At 61.9% G+C, this 17,285-nt stretch carries 14 protein-coding genes; 5 read left to right on the forward strand and 9 right to left on the reverse strand.

Annotated features, from left to right (window positions below; translation table 11 throughout):
- Window positions 1-43: 43 nt before the first annotated feature.
- Window positions 44-1,216 (forward strand): VanZ family protein, encoded by a 1,173-nt coding sequence (locus tag K226_RS0113435; protein ID WP_024815311.1) that lies wholly within the window; start codon window positions 44-46, stop codon window positions 1,214-1,216.
- 12 nt (window positions 1,217-1,228) lie between these two features.
- Here K226_RS0113435 and K226_RS0113440 read toward each other — a convergent pair whose 3' ends face one another.
- From K226_RS0113440 to K226_RS0113480, 9 genes are all read right to left on the reverse strand, one after another.
- Window positions 1,229-3,094 (reverse strand): acyl-CoA dehydrogenase, encoded by a 1,866-nt coding sequence (locus K226_RS0113440; RefSeq protein ID WP_024815312.1) that lies wholly within the window; start codon window positions 3,092-3,094, stop codon window positions 1,229-1,231.
- A 615-nt stretch (window positions 3,095-3,709) separates the two neighbouring features.
- Window positions 3,710-4,885 (reverse strand): acetyl-CoA C-acyltransferase, encoded by a 1,176-nt coding sequence (locus K226_RS0113445; RefSeq protein WP_024815313.1) that lies wholly within the window; start codon window positions 4,883-4,885, stop codon window positions 3,710-3,712.
- 33 nt (window positions 4,886-4,918) lie between these two features.
- On the reverse strand, window positions 4,919-7,018 hold the full coding sequence (locus tag K226_RS0113450; protein ID WP_024815314.1) for a 3-hydroxyacyl-CoA dehydrogenase NAD-binding domain-containing protein: 2,100 nt from the start codon (window positions 7,016-7,018) through the stop codon (window positions 4,919-4,921).
- Between the two features lie 209 nt (window positions 7,019-7,227).
- On the reverse strand, window positions 7,228-7,923 hold the full coding sequence (locus K226_RS0113455; protein WP_024815315.1) for an ABC transporter ATP-binding protein: 696 nt from the start codon (window positions 7,921-7,923) through the stop codon (window positions 7,228-7,230).
- 1 nt (window position 7,924) lies between these two features.
- Window positions 7,925-8,707, reverse strand: coding sequence for an ABC transporter ATP-binding protein (locus K226_RS0113460; protein ID WP_024815316.1), 783 nt, complete (start codon window positions 8,705-8,707; stop codon window positions 7,925-7,927).
- A gap of 2 nt (window positions 8,708-8,709) precedes the next feature.
- Complete coding sequence (locus tag K226_RS0113465) at window positions 8,710-10,032, reverse strand: branched-chain amino acid ABC transporter permease (protein ID WP_024815317.1); 1,323 nt, start codon at window positions 10,030-10,032, stop codon at window positions 8,710-8,712.
- 4 nt (window positions 10,033-10,036) lie between these two features.
- Entirely contained in the window at window positions 10,037-10,990 is a 954-nt protein-coding gene (locus K226_RS0113470) for a branched-chain amino acid ABC transporter permease (RefSeq protein ID WP_024815318.1), read from the reverse strand.
- A gap of 72 nt (window positions 10,991-11,062) precedes the next feature.
- On the reverse strand, window positions 11,063-12,298 hold the full coding sequence (locus tag K226_RS0113475) for a branched-chain amino acid ABC transporter substrate-binding protein (protein WP_024815319.1): 1,236 nt from the start codon (window positions 12,296-12,298) through the stop codon (window positions 11,063-11,065).
- A gap of 144 nt (window positions 12,299-12,442) precedes the next feature.
- Window positions 12,443-14,086, reverse strand: a complete 1,644-nt coding sequence (locus K226_RS0113480; protein ID WP_024815320.1) for a 3-(methylthio)propionyl-CoA ligase — start codon at window positions 14,084-14,086, stop codon at window positions 12,443-12,445.
- A gap of 426 nt (window positions 14,087-14,512) precedes the next feature.
- On the opposite strand from K226_RS0113480, the gene K226_RS0113485 reads away from it, so the two are divergent.
- Genes K226_RS0113485 through K226_RS0113500 form a run of 4 tightly spaced genes read left to right on the forward strand, consistent with a single transcriptional unit; the run spans window position 14,513 to window position 17,265 of the window.
- Window positions 14,513-15,994 carry a YdiU family protein gene (locus tag K226_RS0113485; protein ID WP_024815321.1) on the forward strand — a complete coding sequence of 494 codons (1,482 nt, stop codon included), beginning with the start codon at window positions 14,513-14,515 and terminating at the stop codon, window positions 15,992-15,994.
- A complete protein-coding gene (msrB, locus tag K226_RS0113490) occupies window positions 15,991-16,404 on the forward strand; it encodes a peptide-methionine (R)-S-oxide reductase MsrB (RefSeq protein ID WP_024815322.1) in 414 nt (137 codons plus the stop codon). The genes K226_RS0113485 and msrB overlap by 4 nt, the downstream gene beginning before the upstream one ends.
- 34 nt (window positions 16,405-16,438) lie before the next feature.
- Window positions 16,439-16,993, forward strand: coding sequence for a septation protein A (locus tag K226_RS0113495; protein ID WP_024815323.1), 555 nt, complete (start codon window positions 16,439-16,441; stop codon window positions 16,991-16,993).
- Entirely contained in the window at window positions 16,990-17,265 is a 276-nt protein-coding gene (locus tag K226_RS0113500) for a BolA family transcriptional regulator (protein WP_024815324.1), read from the forward strand. Before K226_RS0113495 ends, K226_RS0113500 begins: the two co-directional genes overlap by 4 nt.
- The last annotated feature ends 20 nt before the right edge of the window (window positions 17,266-17,285 follow it).

Below are 17,285 nucleotides of genomic sequence, written 5' to 3' on the forward strand. Positions count from 1 at the left end.
GTGTTGTATGGTGTGATCCCGGATTCAGTGACCCGAGGCGCCCATGAAATCTGTCGATGATCGCTCGCGAGGCCTCCCGGTCGCGCTGGCGCTGGTTGTATTGCTCGTTGCGTATGGCTCGCTGTTTCCCTTCCAGTGGAACTTCACTGCGCCACAGGCGTTCATCTGGAGCGGCCGCATCGGTCTGGTGGACCTGATCGAAAACATCGCATTGTTTGTGCCCCTGGGTGGGCTACTGGGCTGGGCTGGGCAGGGGCGTCCGCGCAAGTGGGTGTTTTTTGCCGCGTGGCTGGTGGCGGCGATAGTGTTGGCCAGCGCGCTGCAATGGCTGCAAAAATTCCTGCCCCGCACCCCTGCACTTTCAGATGTCATCTTCAACATGGCGGGCTATGCGCTGGGCTGGGGCGCCGGGTTTGCCGCACGGTGGCGTGTGGGTCACTTGCTGAACCGGCACCAGGGTTGGGCCGATGCCGACCAGTTCACGCTGGTGCTGATCGCGCTGTGGTGGGTGGCAGAGCTGTATCCGCTGATTCCCACGCTGGACGTTTCCTCGGTGGCGCAGAACGTCAAGTCGCTGTGGCAGCAAGACCTGTGGCAGCCGCGGCGCATGCTGCTGCATGTGGGCATAGCGGTGATTGGCTTGTCTGCCATTGCGCACCTGGCCCGCACCGCCCATCTGGCGCACCGCACACACACGTTGGCCCTGCTGGCCACACTGGCGGTGCTGGCAGGCAAATTCGTGGTCGTGGGTCAGTCGCCGGGCATGGCGGTGGTGCTGGGCATTGGGGGCGGCTGGTTGCTGTGGCGCTGGCTGGATACGTGGGCGCCGGGGGCACGCTGGGCGGCCACGGCATGGGTGGCCTTGGCCACCTACCTGCTCGACGCGATCTGGCCCTGGGCGTGGCGCACGCCGCCGGCCGACATGGAATGGATGCCGTTTGCTTCCACGCTCTCGACCTGGGTGCAGTCTGCAATCACCGCGCGGGCGTTTGAATGCCTGTGCTTTGGCGCCATCCTCTGGAGCACGGTGCGCAACGGCGCCTTGCTGGTGGGCATGACCATCTGCACGGCGGTGCTTGCACTGGCGTGCGAATGGACGCAGCGCTATCTGCCCACCCGCACCGCTGAAATCACCTCGGTGCTGCTGGCCATCGGCATGGGCTGGCTGCTGTCGGTATGCACCACAGCGCGCAGACCACGCAACGTTGGTATGTGAGCTGTCAGCAGCCTAAAACGCCGCTTCGCTGAGCGCGGCGCAGGTGGTATCGCGGCTGTTCACCACATTCAGCCAGGCGCCAATTTTTGGCAGCTCATAATGATAGAAATAGCGTGCAGCGCCCATTCGACCAGCGCTAGCAGCTATTGAAAGCGTAGCATCTGCACGCAGCGTGGCCAGCGCCACATCCAGCCACACCCAGGCCAGCACGGTGTGGCCAAAGGCCTGCATGTAGGGCACGGCATTGGCCAGTGCCTCAGCCGGGTTGCCGGTGGCCCAGGCGGCCTGCGTGGCAGCGCCCACCTGCTGCAAGGCATCGCCCAGCTGCGCCGCATAGGCTGCCAATTCAGGCACGGCGACAGCCTGCGCCATGGTGGCCTGCATGCGCGCGGACAGCAGCTGCATGCCCCGGCCGTTCTCCATCAGCACCTTGCGGCCCAGCAGGTCGGCCGCCTGGATGCCGTGCGTGCCCTCGTGGATCATGTTCAGGCGGTTGTCGCGCCAATACTGCTCCACCGGAAAATCGCGCGTGTAGCCGTAGCCACCGTGGATCTGGATGGCCAGCGAATTGGCCTCCAGGCAGAACTCGCTCGGCCAGCTTTTGGCGATGGGGGTGAGCACTTCCAGCAGCAGGCGCGCCTCGTCGGCGGCCTCGGGCGCGCCCGTGTGCTGCTCGTCCACCAGACGGGCGCAGAACAGGTTGAGCGCCAGCGCGCCTTCGCCATAGCTCTTTTGCGCCAGCAGCATGCGCTTGACGTCGGCGTGCTCGATGATGCGCACCTGGGGCTGCGCGGCATCCTTGCCGCCCTGCCCCACGGGCCGGCCCTGGGGGCGGTTTTTGGCGTAGTCGAGACTGGCGTAGTAGCCCGCCAGGCCCAACATGGTGGCCGCCATGCCAATGCCGATGCGTGCCTCGTTCATCATGTGGAACATGCACGCCAGGCCCTTGCCCGGCTGGCCCACCATGTAGCCCACGGCCCCCGCCCTGCCCTCCACCGGGTATTTGCCTTCGCCAAAGTTGAGCAGCGTGTTGGTGGTGCCGCGCCAGCCCAGCTTGTGGTTCAGGCCCGCCAGCGCCACGTCGTTGCGCACGCCGGTGAGGTTGCCTTCGGTATCCACCAGCTTCTTGGGCACGATGAACAGCGAAATACCGCGCGTGCCCGGCACCAGCTTGCCATCCGGCCCCGGAATCTTGGCCAGCACGAGGTGGACGATGTTCTCCGACAGGTCATGCTCGCCCGACGAAATCCACATCTTGTTGCCCGTGAGGCGGTAGCGCGGACCCAGTGGCTCTTGATCCCAAGGCACCGAGCCGTCCGCGGCTACCGAAGGGGCCTCGTCAGGAACTGCGCGCGTGGCCACGTCGCTCAAGCTGGAACCCGCCTGCGGCTCAGAAAGGCACATGGTGCCCGAGAAGCGCCCCGAAAACTCGTTGAGCGCAAACACCTTCTTCTGCAGATCGGTGCCATGCACCATGAGCAGGTTGGCGTTGCCCACACTCAGCAGGCTGGAGCTGATGCTGATCGACGCCACGGCAAAAAAAGCATTGGCCGCCGCATCCACCGTGTAGGGCAACTGCATGCCACCAATGTCGTAATCCTGCGCGGCGCTGAGCATGCCCGAGGCAGCGTAGGCGTCGTACGCATCCTTGGTGGCCTGCGGCAGCGTGACGCGCTCGCCGTCGAAATGCGGCTCCTGCGTGTCCACCGTGCGGTTGAACGGCGCGTACTTCTCGCGCGCAATGCGCTCGCAGGTGTCGAGCACCGCATCAAACGTCTCGCGCGAATGGTCGGCAAAGCGCTCGCGCGCGCTGAGCGATTCGGCCTGGAGCCAGTTGTAAAGCAGGAAATCGAGGGTGGAGCGCAGGGAGGTCGTCATGCCCAAATTATGGATGGGGCACCCGGTCGTGCATGTCAGCTGCGCGACGCGGCCGGGGGTGTTGTCACCTCCGGGCCGTCCACTGGCAACCCGTCTCGCCGGGCGTCCGCACGACCCGAATCATTCTGAGACCATGGCTCAAGCTGCTGAATCTCCTGTCCGTGCTCCTGTTGGCTGCTGCGGCCAGCCTATCGATGTCTCAGCGCAGGCCGAAAAAGGACAAGACGAAAAGCACGACAACGACCAGGCCGACGATGTAAATGATGCTGTTCATGGGATTTTCCTTCGCGTGAATGGGATGAATGGCGGTGCATCGCCAGGGAGGCGCTGACCCGCAGCCCTACCTTAGCGGCTGCGCTGCAGTTGCTCTGTACGCTAACGCTCATAGAGCCAGACGGCGGTTGTCATTCATGCCTTGGCATCCGAGATCGGTTTTGCAGAGTTCGCCCCACTCTGGTGCTTTCGGATAGACCAATTCAGCCAAAAATACAGTGTTTTAGGCCTCTGACGCCCGTCCAACAAGCGCGACAAGCTATCAGCTCAATAGCAAACGCCCCGCGCAGACCTTGCGGCCTGCGCGGGGCGTTCTGTTTTCAGCGTTGCCGTCGTCAGCGCTTACAGCACTTCAAACACGCCGGCAGCACCCATGCCCCCACCAATGCACATGGTCACGCAGACTTTTTTGGCACCACGGCGCTTGCCTTCGATGAGGGCGTGGCCCGTCAGGCGCTGGCCGCTCATGCCGAAGGGGTGGCCCACGGCGATGGCGCCGCCGTTGACGTTGAGCTTGTCGGCAGGAATGCCCAGCTTGTCGCGGCAGTAGAGCACCTGCACGGCGAAGGCTTCGTTCAGCTCCCACAGGTCGATGTCGTTCATCGTGAGGCCCAGGCGCTTGAGCACCTTGGGGATGGCGAACACGGGGCCGATGCCCATTTCGTCGGGCTCGCAACCGGCCACGGCAAAGCCCAGGAAGCGGCCCAGGGGCTTGAGGCCCTTCTTGGCGGCCAGGTCTTCGTGCATGACGACCACGGCACCGGCGCCGTCCGACAACTGGCTGGCGTTGCCCGCCGAGATCAGGCCACCGGGCAAGGCGGAGCGCAGGCCCTTGATGCCGTCGTAGGTGGTACCGGCGCGGATGCCTTCATCGTCGCTCACGGTGACCTGCTTGGTGGTCAGGCCCATGACCTTGTCGGCCACGCCCATGGTCACGGTGATGGGAGCGATTTCGTCCTTGAACAGACCGGCTTCGAGCGCTGCGCTGGCCTTTTGCTGGCTGGAGGCGCCGTATTCGTCCATGGCTTCGCGGCTGATGTTGTAGCGCTTGGCGACCTGCTCGGCCGTTTGCAGCATCGACCAGTACACCTCGGGCTTGTTCTTCATCAGCCAGGTTTCCTGCAGCATGTGCATGTTCATTTCCTGCGCGGTGCAGGAGATGGTTTCCAGGCCACCGGCCACGTACACATCGCCTTCGTTGGCGATGATGCGCTGCGCCGCCAGGGCAATGGTCTGCAGGCCGGACGAACAGAAGCGGTTCACCGTCATGCCCGACACGGTGATGGGGCAGCCGGCGCGCAGGGCGGCCTGGCGGGCGATGTTGGCGCCGCTGGCACCCTCGGGGGTGCCGCAGCCCATGATGACGTCGTCCACTTCGGCTGCGTCAATGCCGGCGCGCTGGATGGCGTGCTCGATGACGTGGCCGCCCAGTGTGGCGCCGTGGGTCATGTTGAAGGCGCCCTTCCAGCTCTTCGTCAGGGGGGTGCGTGCGGTCGATACGATTACTGCGGATGTCATGTTGGATCCTTGTTCGGTGGTGTGGCTGGTCGCTTAGTTGAAGGTTTTGCCTTCAGCGGCCAGCTTGGCCAGCAGCGGGGCGGGTTTCCAGAACGCAGCGTCGTCCAGCGGGTTCTTGGCAAAGCGGTTCATGGCCTGCACCACGTTGAACAGACCGACTTCGTTGGCGTAGTTCAGCGGGCCGCCACGGTACACCGGGAAGCCGTAGCCAAAGATGTAGACCACGTCGATGTCGCTGGCCTTGTTGGCAATGCCTTCTTCAAGGATGTAGGCGGCTTCGTTGACCAGGGCGAACACCAGGCGCTGCACGATTTCTTCGTCGGAAATCTTGCGGGGCGTGATGCCGAGCGAAGCGCGGTGGTCCTCGATCATCTTGACCACTTCGGCGTTCGGGATGGCGTCGCGCTTGCCGGGCACGTAGTCGTACCAGCCCGCACCGGTCTTCTGGCCGAAACGGCCCTTCTCGCACAGCAGGTCAGCGGTCTTGCTGTACTTCATGTCGGGCTTTTCGGTGTAGCGGCGCTTGCGGATGGCCCAGCCGATGTCGTTGCCGGCCAGGTCGCCCATGCGGAACGGGCCCATGGCCATGCCGAATTTTTCCATCGCCTTGTCCACCTGCTCGGGCGTGCAGCCTTCGTCGAGCAAAAAGCCACCCTGGCGGCCGTATTGCTCGATCATGCGGTTGCCGATGAAGCCGTCGCACACGCCGGACACCACGGCGGTTTTCTTGATCTTCTTGGCAATAGCCATCACGGTGGCGAGCACGTCCTTGGCGGTGGCATCGCCGCGCACCACTTCGAGCAACTTCATCACGTTGGCGGGGCTGAAGAAGTGCAGGCCCACCACGTCCTGCGGACGCTTGGTGAAATGGGCAATCTTGTTCACGTCCAGCGTGGAGGTGTTGGAGGCCAGGATGGCGCCGGGCTTCATCACGCGGTCGAGCTCCTTGAACACGGCTTCCTTGACGCCGATTTCTTCAAACACGGCCTCGATCACGAGGTCGGCGTCCTTGAGGTCGTCGTAGCTCAGCGTGGTGCTCAGCAGGGCCATGCGCTGCTCGTATTTATCCTGCTTGAGCTTGCCCTTCTTGACCTGGGTTTCGTAGTTCTTTTGGATGGTGGCGATGCCACGGTCCAGCGCCTCCTGCTTCATCTCCAGCATCTTCACGGGGATGCCGGCGTTCAGGAAGTTCATGGCAATGCCGCCGCCCATGGTGCCGGCGCCGATCACGGCCACGGCCTTGATATCGCGCTTGGGGGTATCCGAAGGCACATCAGGGATCTTGCTCGCAGCGCGCTCGGCCAGGAACAGGTGCCGCAGCGAGCGCGACTCGGGCGTCCACATCAGGTTGATGAACAGCTCACGCTCGAACAGCAGGCCATCGGCAAATTTGCGCTTGGTGGCAGCCTCGACGGCGTCCACGCACTTGGCGGGTGCAGGGAAGTTCTTGCTCATGCCCTTGACCATGTTGCGCGCGAACTGGAAGTACGCGTCGCCCTGGGGGTGCTTGCAAGGGAGGTTGCGTACCAGCGGCAGCGGGCGCACATCGGCCACGCTTTGTGCAAAGGCCAAGGCCTCGGCGGCCAGCTCTTCGGGCGAGGCCACCAGCTTGTCGAACAGCTTCTGGCCCGGCAGCATGCCGATCATTTCGCTCTTGATGGCTTCGCCGCTGACGATCATGTTCAAAGCCGCTTCCACGCCCAGCACGCGGGGCAGGCGCTGCGTGCCGCCAGCGCCAGGCAGGATGCCCAGCTTGACTTCGGGCAGTGCCACGCTGCAACCGGGAGCAGCCACGCGGTAGTGGCAGCCCAGGGCCAGCTCAAGCCCACCGCCCATGCAGACCGAGTGAATTGCGGCCACCACGGGCTTGGGCGAATTCTCTACCGCAGCAATCACGGAGTGCAGGTTGGGCTCTTGCAGGGATTTGTCGGTACCAAACTCCTTGATGTCGGCGCCACCAGAAAACGCACCACCCGCGCCGGTGATGACGATGGACGTCACCGCAGCATCGTCATTGGCACGGTTCAGACCGTCCACAATGCCCTGACGGGTGGACAGGCCGAGGCCATTGACGGGAGGATTGGCCAGGGTGATCACGGCAACGGGGCCGTGGACTTTGTATTCAGCGGTCATGCTGTTGTTCCTTGGAAATTAGAAAAAGAACGGTCGTGCGATTTTGATTGTAGAGAGTTCTGCCGGCATTGGCTGTGCTCTTTTGTCCCGGGCGGGACAAAAGAGCACAAGCCCTCCACGCCAAGGCAAAACCAGCCACCGGAACAGGGCGCAGTGCACATCAACGGCAACCTCGTGCAAGCCACCCTGCTGCCCTGCCGATACGAGCGTCAGACCTCAAGCCACTCTTTGCGGACGTAGTTGTCAGCCCGCAAGGTTTCTGGTGTGCCCTGAAAAACGATGCTCCCGTGTCCCATGACGAGCGTGCGGTCAGAAATGGTCATGGCGATGGTGAGTTTTTGCTCGATCAACAGCACCGAGATACCGCGTGCCTTGATGGTCTGCAGGTATTGCCCCACCAACTCGACGATCTTGGGAGCCAGACCCTCGGTGGGTTCATCGATGATGATGAGATCGGGGTCACCCATGAGCGTGCGGCACAGCGTCAGCATCTGTTGCTCGCCGCCCGACATCACGCCGGCTTCAGTGTGCTGGCGCTCCTTGAGGCGAGGAAACATGCCGTACATGTCGTCAAAAGACCACCGGCTGCCCTTGCCCTTGCCTTTTTGCCCGAGCAGCAGATTCTGGTGAACCGTGAGGTTGGGGAATATGTCTCGGCTTTCGGGCACATAACCAATGCCCAGGTGGGCGATCTCGTAGGCTTTCTTGCCGGTGAGCGACTGCCCCTTCCATTGCACCGAGCCTTCCCAGTCCACCAGCCCCATGATGGCCTTGGCTGTGGTGGAACGCCCCGAACCGTTGCGCCCCAGCAGGGCCACGATTTCACCGGGCTGGACATCAAAGGAGACACCATGCAGCACATGGCTTTTGCCGTAGTAGGCGTGGAGGTTTTCAATGGTGAGCATGTCAGTGTCCTCCCGCCTGCGCATCGGCAACGGCGGAGCCCAGGTAGGCCTCCTGCACGCGCGCATTGGCGCGCACCTTGTCGGGGGTGTCAAAGGCGATGACCTCGCCGTACACCACCACGGCGATCTTGTCGGCCAGGCCGAACACCACACCCATGTCGTGTTCCACCGTGAGCAAGGTGCGGCCTTCGGTCACTTCCTTGATGAGGTGAATGAAGCGCGTGGTTTCGCTGCGGCTCATGCCGGCCGTGGGCTCGTCCAGCAAGACCACGTTGGCCCCACCGGCAATGGTGACGCCGATCTCCAGCGCGCGTTGCTCGGCATAAGTGAGGTTGACGGCCAGGGTGTCGCGCTTCTTGTCGAGCTTGATCATTTCCATGAGCTGCTTGGCGCGCTCGTTGGCGTCGTCAAGGTTCGAAAGAAACCGCAAAAAGGTGTACTTGTAGCCCATGCTCCAGAGCACTCCGCAGCGCAGGTTTTCAAACACGCTCAGCTTGGGGAAGATGTTGGTGATCTGGAAGCTGCGCGACAACCCCATGCGGTTGATCTCGTAAGGCGCCTTGCCATCAATGCGCTGGCCATTGAGCAGCACTTCGCCGCTGGTAGGGCCAAAGCGCCCGCTGATCAGATTGAACAGTGTGGACTTGCCCGCGCCGTTGGGGCCGATGATGGCGACCCGTTCGCCAGGCTGCACGGCCAGGTTCACGCCACGGATGATTTCTGTCTTGCCAAAACTCTTGCGCAGATCACGCAGTTCGAGCGCACAAGGTGCGTTTGTCGCCATGTTCACAGCGCCTCCCCCCGCTTGATTTCGTGTTCGATCTCTTCCTGGATCGCCCCCCATTGCTGCACAAACTGGCGCCGACACAATTCGAACAACCCAAGCCCTGTGAGCAACACAAACCCTGCGCCAAACCAGCTGCCCACCGAGTTGGCCTGCAAGGTGGCCCCGAGGAAATTGAGATCAGGCCCCAAGGCGGCATTGAGCTGGAGGTGGTAGGTCATCTCCACCATGGCGGCCGCACCCAGCACGGCCACCAGTGCGGTGCCGCCCAGCGCAAGATAAGAGGGCCACAGGCCGCGCAACTTACCGAACTTCGCCAGGCGCAGATTCATCATGATCAGGCTGGCAATGCCGCCGGGCGCATACATCACCATGAACAGGAAGACGAGCCCCAGGTACAGCAGCCAGGCCTTGGAAAGCTCAGAAAGCAGCACCGACGCAAACACCAGCAAGACTGCGCCGATGATGGGCCCGAAAAAGAACGTGGCACCGCCCAGAAAGGTGAACAGCAGGTAGCCACCCGAGCGAAGCACGTTTACGCTGTCGGCCCCCGTGACGATCTCGAAATTGATCGCCGCCAGCCCGCCCCCGATGCCGGCAAAGAAGCCCGCAATGATGAACGCGAAATAGCGCACGCGCTGGGTGTTGTAGCCAATGAATTCCACGCGCTCGGGGTTGTCGCGCACGGCATTCAGAATGCGCCCCAGCGGCGTGCCCGTGAAGGCGAACATGGCAGCGGTGCAGACAAAGCAATACACGGCGATGAGGTAATACACCTCAATGGCGGGGCCGAACGTGATGCCAAAGAACGGTTTGCCATACACCCGGTCGGTGGTGATGCCACCTTCGCCGCCAAAAAACTCGGGGAACATCAACGCCATCGAAGCCACCAGCTCACCGATGCCCAGCGTGATCATGGCAAAGGTGGTTCCCGATTTCTTGGTGGTCACGAACCCCAGCAGGATGGCAAAGAACATGCCCGCCAGGCCGCCCACCAGAGGAATCAGCACCAGAGGCACAGGCAGCGCACCCTCGCCGGCCAGGTTCATCGCGTGAATGGCAAGAAACGACCCCAGGCCGGTATACACCGCATGACCGAAGCTCAGCATGCCCCCCTGGCCGAGCAGCATGTTGTAAGACAGGCAGATGATGATGAGATAACCGATCTGCGAGAGCATGGTCAACGCCAGGCCGCTGCGAAACAGCATGGGCGCAACGATGAGCATGACCGCAAACAGGCTCCAGATGACCAAGCGGCCCACGTTCCACGGCTTGAACCGGTGGTATTGCGTGGCCGGAGAAATAGATGATGTGGTGGTCTTCATAGCCTCAGTCTTCCCGTGTTCCCAGCAGACCCTTGGGGCGGAAAATCAAAATCAGAACCAGGAACAGATACGGCAGGATGGGCGCCACTTGCGAAACCGTGAGCTTGAGCAAAGGCCAGCCAAAGGTGCTTTCAGACACCGCCACGCCCATGCCTTGCAGTGCAGATGCCACCGAGTAATCAATAGCCACGGCAAACGTCTGCACCAGGCCAATCAGCAGCGACGCCAAAAACGCACCCGCCAGCGATCCCATGCCACCCACCACCACCACTACGAAGATGATGGAACCCACGGAGCCTGCCATGGCCGGCTCGGTGACATAGGTGTTGCCGCCAATCACCCCGGCCAGCCCCGCCAGGGCCGCACCGCCGCCAAACACCAGCATGAACACACGGGGCACGTTGTGGCCCAGCGCCTCCACCATTTCGGGGTGCTTGAGCGCGGCCTGAATCACCAGACCAATGCGGGTGCGCGTCAGCAGTAGCCACACCGACACCAGCATCAGCAGGGCCACCAGCATGACGAACGATCGCGACTTGGGAAACTGCGTGCCATACAGCGTGAACAAGGGCCCCTGCAACTGCGTGGGCAACCCGTAAGGGACCGTGGACCGCCCCCACACCAGTTGCACCAGCTCCAGAATCAGGTAAGACAACCCGAACGTCACCAGCAGCTCGGGCACATGGCCGAACTTGTGCACACGGCGCAGGCTGTAGCGTTCAAAAATGGCCCCCAGGGCGCCTACTGCGAGGGGAGCAAGCAGCAGCGCGGGCCAGAACCCCACCACGCTGGAAATGGTGTAGGCGAAATAGGCGCCCAGCATGTAAAAACTGGTGTGCGCAAAGTTGAGCACACCCATCATGCTGAAGATCAGCGTGAGGCCTGAGCTCAGCATGAACAGCAGCAGCCCGTAGCTGACGCCGTTCAGCAAAGAGATCACGAAAAACTCAAGATTCATTGAAATTCTTCATTTCTGGGTCAAAAAAAGAGGCCCGAGGGACGTCGGGCCTCCTGCGTTCAAAAAGTGGTCTCAGGAAGGACGCTTCATCTGGCACGAAGTGGGCGTACTGGCCACATAGGGCTCGTAGTACTTCACAGGAACAAACGTGTGGCCCGTGTTTTCAGAGTCGATCGTGTACTTGCCACCCGTCTTCTCCCACTTCGAGACGAAGAGGCCTTGCTGCAGCTGGTGATCGGTCTTGCGCATCTCCACCTCGCCGTTGAAGCTCTTGAACTTCATGCCTTCCAGGGTGGCCGCCACCTTCACCGGGTCGGTGGACTTGGTCTTGGCAAAGGCTTCCGTCAGCATGGAGAAGGCGTGGTACACGGCGCCGGTGTACATGTCGTCATTGAACTTCTTCTTGTAGTCCACCACGATCTGGTTCAGGGGCCCTGGCAGGTTCATGTGGGCATAAGCCACCATGTACACGCGGCCAGCAGCGGCAGCGCCCATGGCAGTCGGGCTGCCGGATACGGATCCGTAGTAGGTGTAGAAGTTGACGTTGTTCAGGCCCGCGTCGTTGGCGGCCTTGATCAGCAGCGCCAGGTCGGAGCCCCAGTTGCCGGTGATCACGCTGTCGGCGCCCGAGGCCTTGATCTTGGCGATGTAGGGCGAGAAATCGCGCACCTGTGCCAACGGGTGCAGGTCGTCGCCGACAAACTGCACGTCGGGGCGCTTGCGCTTCATGATTTCCTTGGCGAACTTGGAAACCTGGTGGCCGTGCGAGTAGTTCTGGTTGATCAGGTAGACCTTCTTGACTTCAGGAAGGTCTTTCATGTAGGTGGTCAGCGCTTCCATCTTCATGGAGGTGTCGGCATCCAGGCGGAAGTGCCAGTAGCTGCACTTGCTGTTGGTCAGGTCCGGGTCCACCGCGGCATAGTTGAGGAACAGCACTTCCTTGCCAGGGTTGCGGGCGTTGTGCTTTTCCAGCGCGTCAATGATGGCCAAAGCCGGGCCAGAGCCATTGCCCTGCACCACATAGCGGGCACCTTGGTCCATTGCGGAACGCAGGGCGCTGGTGGTTTCCTGCGGGCTCAGCTTGTTGTCGATGCCGATGATTTCAAACTTGACGCCGGCTGCATTCTTTTTGTTGAACTCTTCCGCCAGAAACTGAAAGCTCTTGAGCTGGTTCGTACCCACCGCAGCCATCAGGCCCGAGAGCGGGTCTAGCCAGGCGATTTTGACGGTTTCGCCTTTTTGGGCGAAAGCGCCACCAGCGCTTGCCAGAATAACGGATGCAGCTACTGCTTTGATAGCAAATTTCATTGTCTTGTCTCCTGTTGAATCAACCGAACGCAGCGTACCGCGTTGCCACCAACCACCGCTCAGGGATTGCCCCTAGCAGCTATCACCCATGCGACTGGCATGCCGCGGATGCAGCGCTCCCCCGAGCGCCACACCCGCCCGAAATCAAAGGCCGGGAAGCTTGTAACCCTTGAGCTGCTCGCGCAGCTTGGCCTTGAGCATCTTGCCCGTGGCCCCGATGGGAATGGCATCGACAAACACCACGTCATCAGGAATCTGCCACTTGGCGGTTTTGCCTTCGTAAAAGGCCAGCAGTTCCTCGCGGCTCACTTCGGCGCCGGGCTTGAGGGCCACCGCGACGATCGGACGCTCATCCCACTTGGGATGCGGCATGCCGACACAGGCCGCCATGGCAATGGCGGGGTGCGCCATGGCGATGTTTTCGATGTCGATGGAGCTGATCCACTCGCCGCCAGACTTGATGACGTCCTTGCTGCGGTCGGTGATCTGCATGAAGCCATCTGCGTCGATGGTTGCCACGTCACCGGTGGGAAACCAGCCACGCCCCTGCGCATCCGCGATCAGGGGGCTGCCGCCTTCGCTCTTGTAGTAATCGGCCACGATCCATGGCCCCTTCACCAGCAGGTCACCGTAGGTCTTGCCATCCCAGGGCAGCTCGGCACCGGAGCTGTCCACAATCTTCATGTCCACGCCATAAATGGCGCGCCCCTGCTTTTGCAGGACCTTCATCTGTTCATCCCGCGGCAATGCCTGATGCTTGTTTTTGAGCGTGCACAGCGTACCCAACGGGCTCATCTCCGTCATGCCCCAGGCGTGCAGGACCGACACGCCAAATTCATCCTGGAATGCATGGATCATGGCGGGTGGGCATGCCGAACCACCAATCACCGTGCGGTTGAGGGTGCTGAACCTGAAACCACCTGCCTTGACGTGGTTCAGCAACATCTGCCAGACCGTGGGCACACCTGCGGCAAAGGTCACCCCTTCCGATTCGATCAACTCATACACCGACTTGCCATCCAGGGCCGGCCCCGGAAACACCAGCTTGCAGCCGGTGAGCGGTGCCGAATAGGGAATGCCCCAGGCATTGACGTGAAACATGGGCACCACGGGCAGCACGGCATCGCGCGCGGACAGGTTCATCACATCGGGCAACGCTGCGGCATAGGCGTGCAGCGTGGTCGAGCGGTGGCTGTAGAGCGCCGCCTTGGGGTTGCCGGTGGTCCCGCTGGTGTAGCACATGCTGGATGCCGAGTTTTCGTCAAAAACGGGCCAGGCGTAGTCGGTGGATGCGCCGCCAATCCATGTCTCGTAGCTCACCAGACCCGGGATTCCCGAGTCGGCTGGCAGCTTGTCGGCATCGCACAGCGCCACCCATTTTTTCACCGTGGGGCAGCGTGCGTGCACCGCCTGCACCAGCGGCAGGAAGGTGATGTCAAAGCACATCACCTGGTCTTCGGCATGGTTGACGATCCAGGCGATCTGATCAGGATGCAGTCGCGGGTTGACGGTGTGCAGCACACGGCCTGATCCGCTCACACCAAAGTACATCTCCATGTGGCGGTAGCCATTCCACGCCAGCGTGGCCACGCGGTCGCTGAACTGCAGCTCCATGCCGTCCAGCACATTCGCCAGCTGCCTGGCACGGCGTGCAAGGTCACGGTAGGTGTAGCGATGAATATCCCCTTCCACCCTGCGTGAGACGATTTCTGCATCGCCGTGGTGCCGTTCGGCAAACTCGATCAGCGAAGAAATCAGCAGTGGTTGACTTTGCATCAGGCCCAGCATGTGTGCTCCTTGAATATCATGTTGATTGGAATCCTTATCCTACCGTGGCCAGTGTGCGCAAACCGGCTCAGTGCGCGGCCCTGCAACCGATCGCCCGCCGCCTAGGTGCCCGCTGCCGATTGAGATGGATGCAAGGCCTCGCGCGCCCCACGGCCTGGGCCACAGTGTGCAGCGTTGCCTTCTTCGCGCCAACACCTGTCGCGCGCCAGACAGTTGGCGGGCGGGGCCAGCGCCTCAGGCTGCTTGCCCATTTTTCAGATCGTGCTGCCTGAGTCGCTGTGTCAGACGCCAAGTCACACAATACGCAGATGAAGCCTCCCCCAAGTCACAAGGCCCATTGAAGGGCTGCGCCACCCAACGCCAAATCCGCTGCGCGGGCATGGCCCTGCAAGGGCCGGGGCATCGTGGCTGCGAGACAATGCACCGATGAACCCGCTTGCCACCAGCACTGCCACCTCGCCTCTGGAATGGACCAGCCAGGGTGCGTTCGCCAGCCTGGGGCCCACGTTTTTCACCGCATTGGAGCCCACCCCCCTGCCCCAACCGCACTGGATAGGCACCAGCACCGGCGTGGCGCAACTGCTGGCGCTTGATGCAGACTGGATGGCGTCGGACGAAGCGCTGCATGCGTTCACGGGCAATGCCCGCCTGCCCGGCAGCAGCCCCCTGGCCAGCGTTTACAGCGGCCACCAGTTTGGCGTGTGGGCCGGGCAGCTGGGCGACGGGCGGGCCATCCTGCTGGGCGAAACCATGGGCGGGCTGGAGGTGCAGCTCAAAGGCAGCGGCCGAACCCCCTACTCGCGCATGGGCGATGGGCGCGCCGTGCTGCGTTCGAGCATCCGCGAATTCCTGTGCAGCGAAGCCATGCACGCGCTCGGCATCCCCACCTCGCGGGCCTTGTGCTTAACAGGGTCACCGGCGCCCGTGCGCCGCGAAGAAATTGAAACCGCTGCCGTGGTGACCCGGGTGGCGCAGAGTTTTATCCGTTTCGGCCATTTCGAGCATTTCGCCGCCCGTGGCAAGGTGGACGAGCTGCGCGCGCTGGCCGACTATGTGATCGACCGGTATTACCCGGCCCGCCGCACCACCGGGCAGCCTGGTGGCAACGCCTATGCAGCGTTGCTGCAGGCCGTGAGCGAGCGCACGGCAACCCTGATGGCGCACTGGCAGGCCGTGGGGTTTTGTCATGGTGTGATGAACACCGACAACATGAGCATTCTGGGTTTGACCATCGACTACGGCCCCTTTCAGTTTCTGGATGCCTTTGCGCCCGGCCACGTCTGCAACCACAGCGACACCCAGGGCCGATATGCCTTCAACCGCCAGCCCAACGTGGCCTACTGGAATCTGCATTGCCTGGCCCAGGCCTTGATGCCGCTGATCGGCGACGAAGAGTTGGCCCGGGAGGCCCTTGCGTCGTACAAAACCGTTTTTTCCACCGACTTCATGGCCCGCATGCGCGCCAAGCTGGGCCTTGCCGGCGAGCGTGCCGACGATGCCGAATTGATCGACGGGATCTTGCTGCTGCTGGCAGAAAACGGAGTGGACTACACCATCTTTTGGCGCCGCCTGTCGCACGCCGTCGCGCAAAACCATTTTGAACTGGTGCGCGACCTGTTTGCCGACCGTGCGGGCTGGGACCAGTGGTTGCTATCATATAGTGAGCTAACTGCACTTACAAATAAAGGGATAGCGGCCGATTTGATGCTAAACAACAATCCCAAGTTCGTGCTGCGCAACCACCTGGGCGAGCAGGCCATCCGGGCTGCGAAACTTGGTGATTTCTCCGAATTCCAAACCCTGCAGCGCCTGCTGGAGCGTCCGTTTGACGAGCATCCCGGCCACGACGCCTGGGCAGACTTCCCGCCCGACTGGGCCTCATCCATCGAGATCAGCTGTTCATCATGAGCTACCCCATCCAGAAAACCGACGCCGAATGGCAAACGCTGCTCCAGGAAAAGGGTGCCGAGCCCGGCGCGCTGCAGGTTACACGCCATGCGGCCACCGAGCGCCCCTTCACCGGCAAATACGAAGCACACTGGGCAGACGGCACCTACCACTGCATCTGCTGCGGCGCCAAGTTGTTTGATGCGGGCACCAAGTTTGATGCCGGCTGCGGCTGGCCGAGCTTTTCGCAGGCAGTGCCCGGAGCCATTGCAGACATCGTCGATCGCAGCCACGGCATGGTGCGCACCGAAACCGTGTGTGCACAATGCGGGGCGCATCTGGGCCATGTCTTCGAAGACGGCCCGGCACCAACAGGCCTGCGCTACTGCATGAACTCCGCCTCACTCGACTTCACACAGAAGACCCCTTGAACCGGCCCAGGCCGTCACCCCAACCTCTGGCGACATGAAACTACTGATCGACTTCTTTCCCATCTTCCTGTTCTTCGCGGCATTCAAGATCTGGGGTATCTACATCGCCACAGCCGTGGCCATTGCCGCCACGGTGGTGCAGATCGGCTACCTGCATTTCAAGCACGGCAAGGTCGAACCCATGCAATGGCTCAGCCTCGGGGTGATCGTGCTCTTCGGAGGCGCCACGCTGCTGTCGCAAAGCGACACCTTCATCAAGTGGAAGCCCACCGTGCTCTATTGGTTGATGGGTGGCGCACTGCTGGGCGGCCAGCTGTTTTTCCGCAAAAACCTGCTCAAGTCCCTGATGGGCGCTCAGATGGACTTGCCGGAATCAGCATGGCGCACCATGAACTGGAGCTGGACGGGCTTCTTTGCCGTCATGGGCGTGCTCAACCTCTGGGTGGCTTACAACTTTGATACCGACACCTGGGTCACCTTCAAGCTTTTCGGTGGCATGGGGCTGATGTTTGTTTTTGTGCTGGCGCAAGCGCTGTATCTCAGCCGCTACATGAAGGACACCGAAGACACCAAGGGGCCACAAGCATGACCACGATCCCGCTTCCCGCCCTGGCCCAGGTCATGCAGCAGCGCCTGGCTGAAAAGCTCAACCCCACCGTGGTGGAGGTAGTAGATGAAAGTGCCGCCCACACAGGCCATGCGGGCGCCAACGGCACGGGTTTCGGCACCCATTTCAGGGTGCGCATTGCGTCACCTTTGTTTACCGGAAGAAGCCGCGTTGCGCAGCATCGCCTTGTGTATGATGCGCTGCAAGAATTTATTGACCAGGGCGTTCACGCCATCGTCATTGAAGTTCTCTGACCCGGCCCCCATCTTTACTG

Origin of the sequence: Acidovorax sp. JHL-3 (assembly GCF_000526295.1) — a bacterium.
GTDB lineage: Bacteria > Pseudomonadota > Gammaproteobacteria > Burkholderiales > Burkholderiaceae_C > Acidovorax > Acidovorax defluvii.

Excerpts from the sequence above, each read along its gene's own strand:
- K226_RS0113435 (WP_024815311.1), top strand. The coding sequence starts at position 44 with ATGAAATCTGTCGATGATCGCTCGCGAGGCCTCCCGGTCGCGCTGGCG.
- K226_RS0113440 (WP_024815312.1), bottom strand. The coding sequence starts at position 3,094 with ATGACGACCTCCCTGCGCTCCACCCTCGATTTCCTGCTTTACAACTGG.
- K226_RS0113445 (WP_024815313.1), bottom strand. The coding sequence starts at position 4,885 with ATGACATCCGCAGTAATCGTATCGACCGCACGCACCCCCCTGACGAAG.
- K226_RS0113450 (WP_024815314.1), bottom strand. The coding sequence starts at position 7,018 with ATGACCGCTGAATACAAAGTCCACGGCCCCGTTGCCGTGATCACCCTG.
- K226_RS0113455 (WP_024815315.1), bottom strand. The coding sequence starts at position 7,923 with ATGCTCACCATTGAAAACCTCCACGCCTACTACGGCAAAAGCCATGTG.
- K226_RS0113460 (WP_024815316.1), bottom strand. The coding sequence starts at position 8,707 with ATGGCGACAAACGCACCTTGTGCGCTCGAACTGCGTGATCTGCGCAAG.
- K226_RS0113465 (WP_024815317.1), bottom strand. The coding sequence starts at position 10,032 with ATGAAGACCACCACATCATCTATTTCTCCGGCCACGCAATACCACCGG.
- K226_RS0113470 (WP_024815318.1), bottom strand. The coding sequence starts at position 10,990 with ATGAATCTTGAGTTTTTCGTGATCTCTTTGCTGAACGGCGTCAGCTAC.
- K226_RS0113475 (WP_024815319.1), bottom strand. The coding sequence starts at position 12,298 with ATGAAATTTGCTATCAAAGCAGTAGCTGCATCCGTTATTCTGGCAAGC.
- K226_RS0113480 (WP_024815320.1), bottom strand. The coding sequence starts at position 14,086 with ATGCTGGGCCTGATGCAAAGTCAACCACTGCTGATTTCTTCGCTGATC.
- K226_RS0113485 (WP_024815321.1), top strand. The coding sequence starts at position 14,513 with ATGAACCCGCTTGCCACCAGCACTGCCACCTCGCCTCTGGAATGGACC.
- msrB (WP_024815322.1), top strand. The coding sequence starts at position 15,991 with ATGAGCTACCCCATCCAGAAAACCGACGCCGAATGGCAAACGCTGCTC.
- K226_RS0113495 (WP_024815323.1), top strand. The coding sequence starts at position 16,439 with ATGAAACTACTGATCGACTTCTTTCCCATCTTCCTGTTCTTCGCGGCA.
- K226_RS0113500 (WP_024815324.1), top strand. The coding sequence starts at position 16,990 with ATGACCACGATCCCGCTTCCCGCCCTGGCCCAGGTCATGCAGCAGCGC.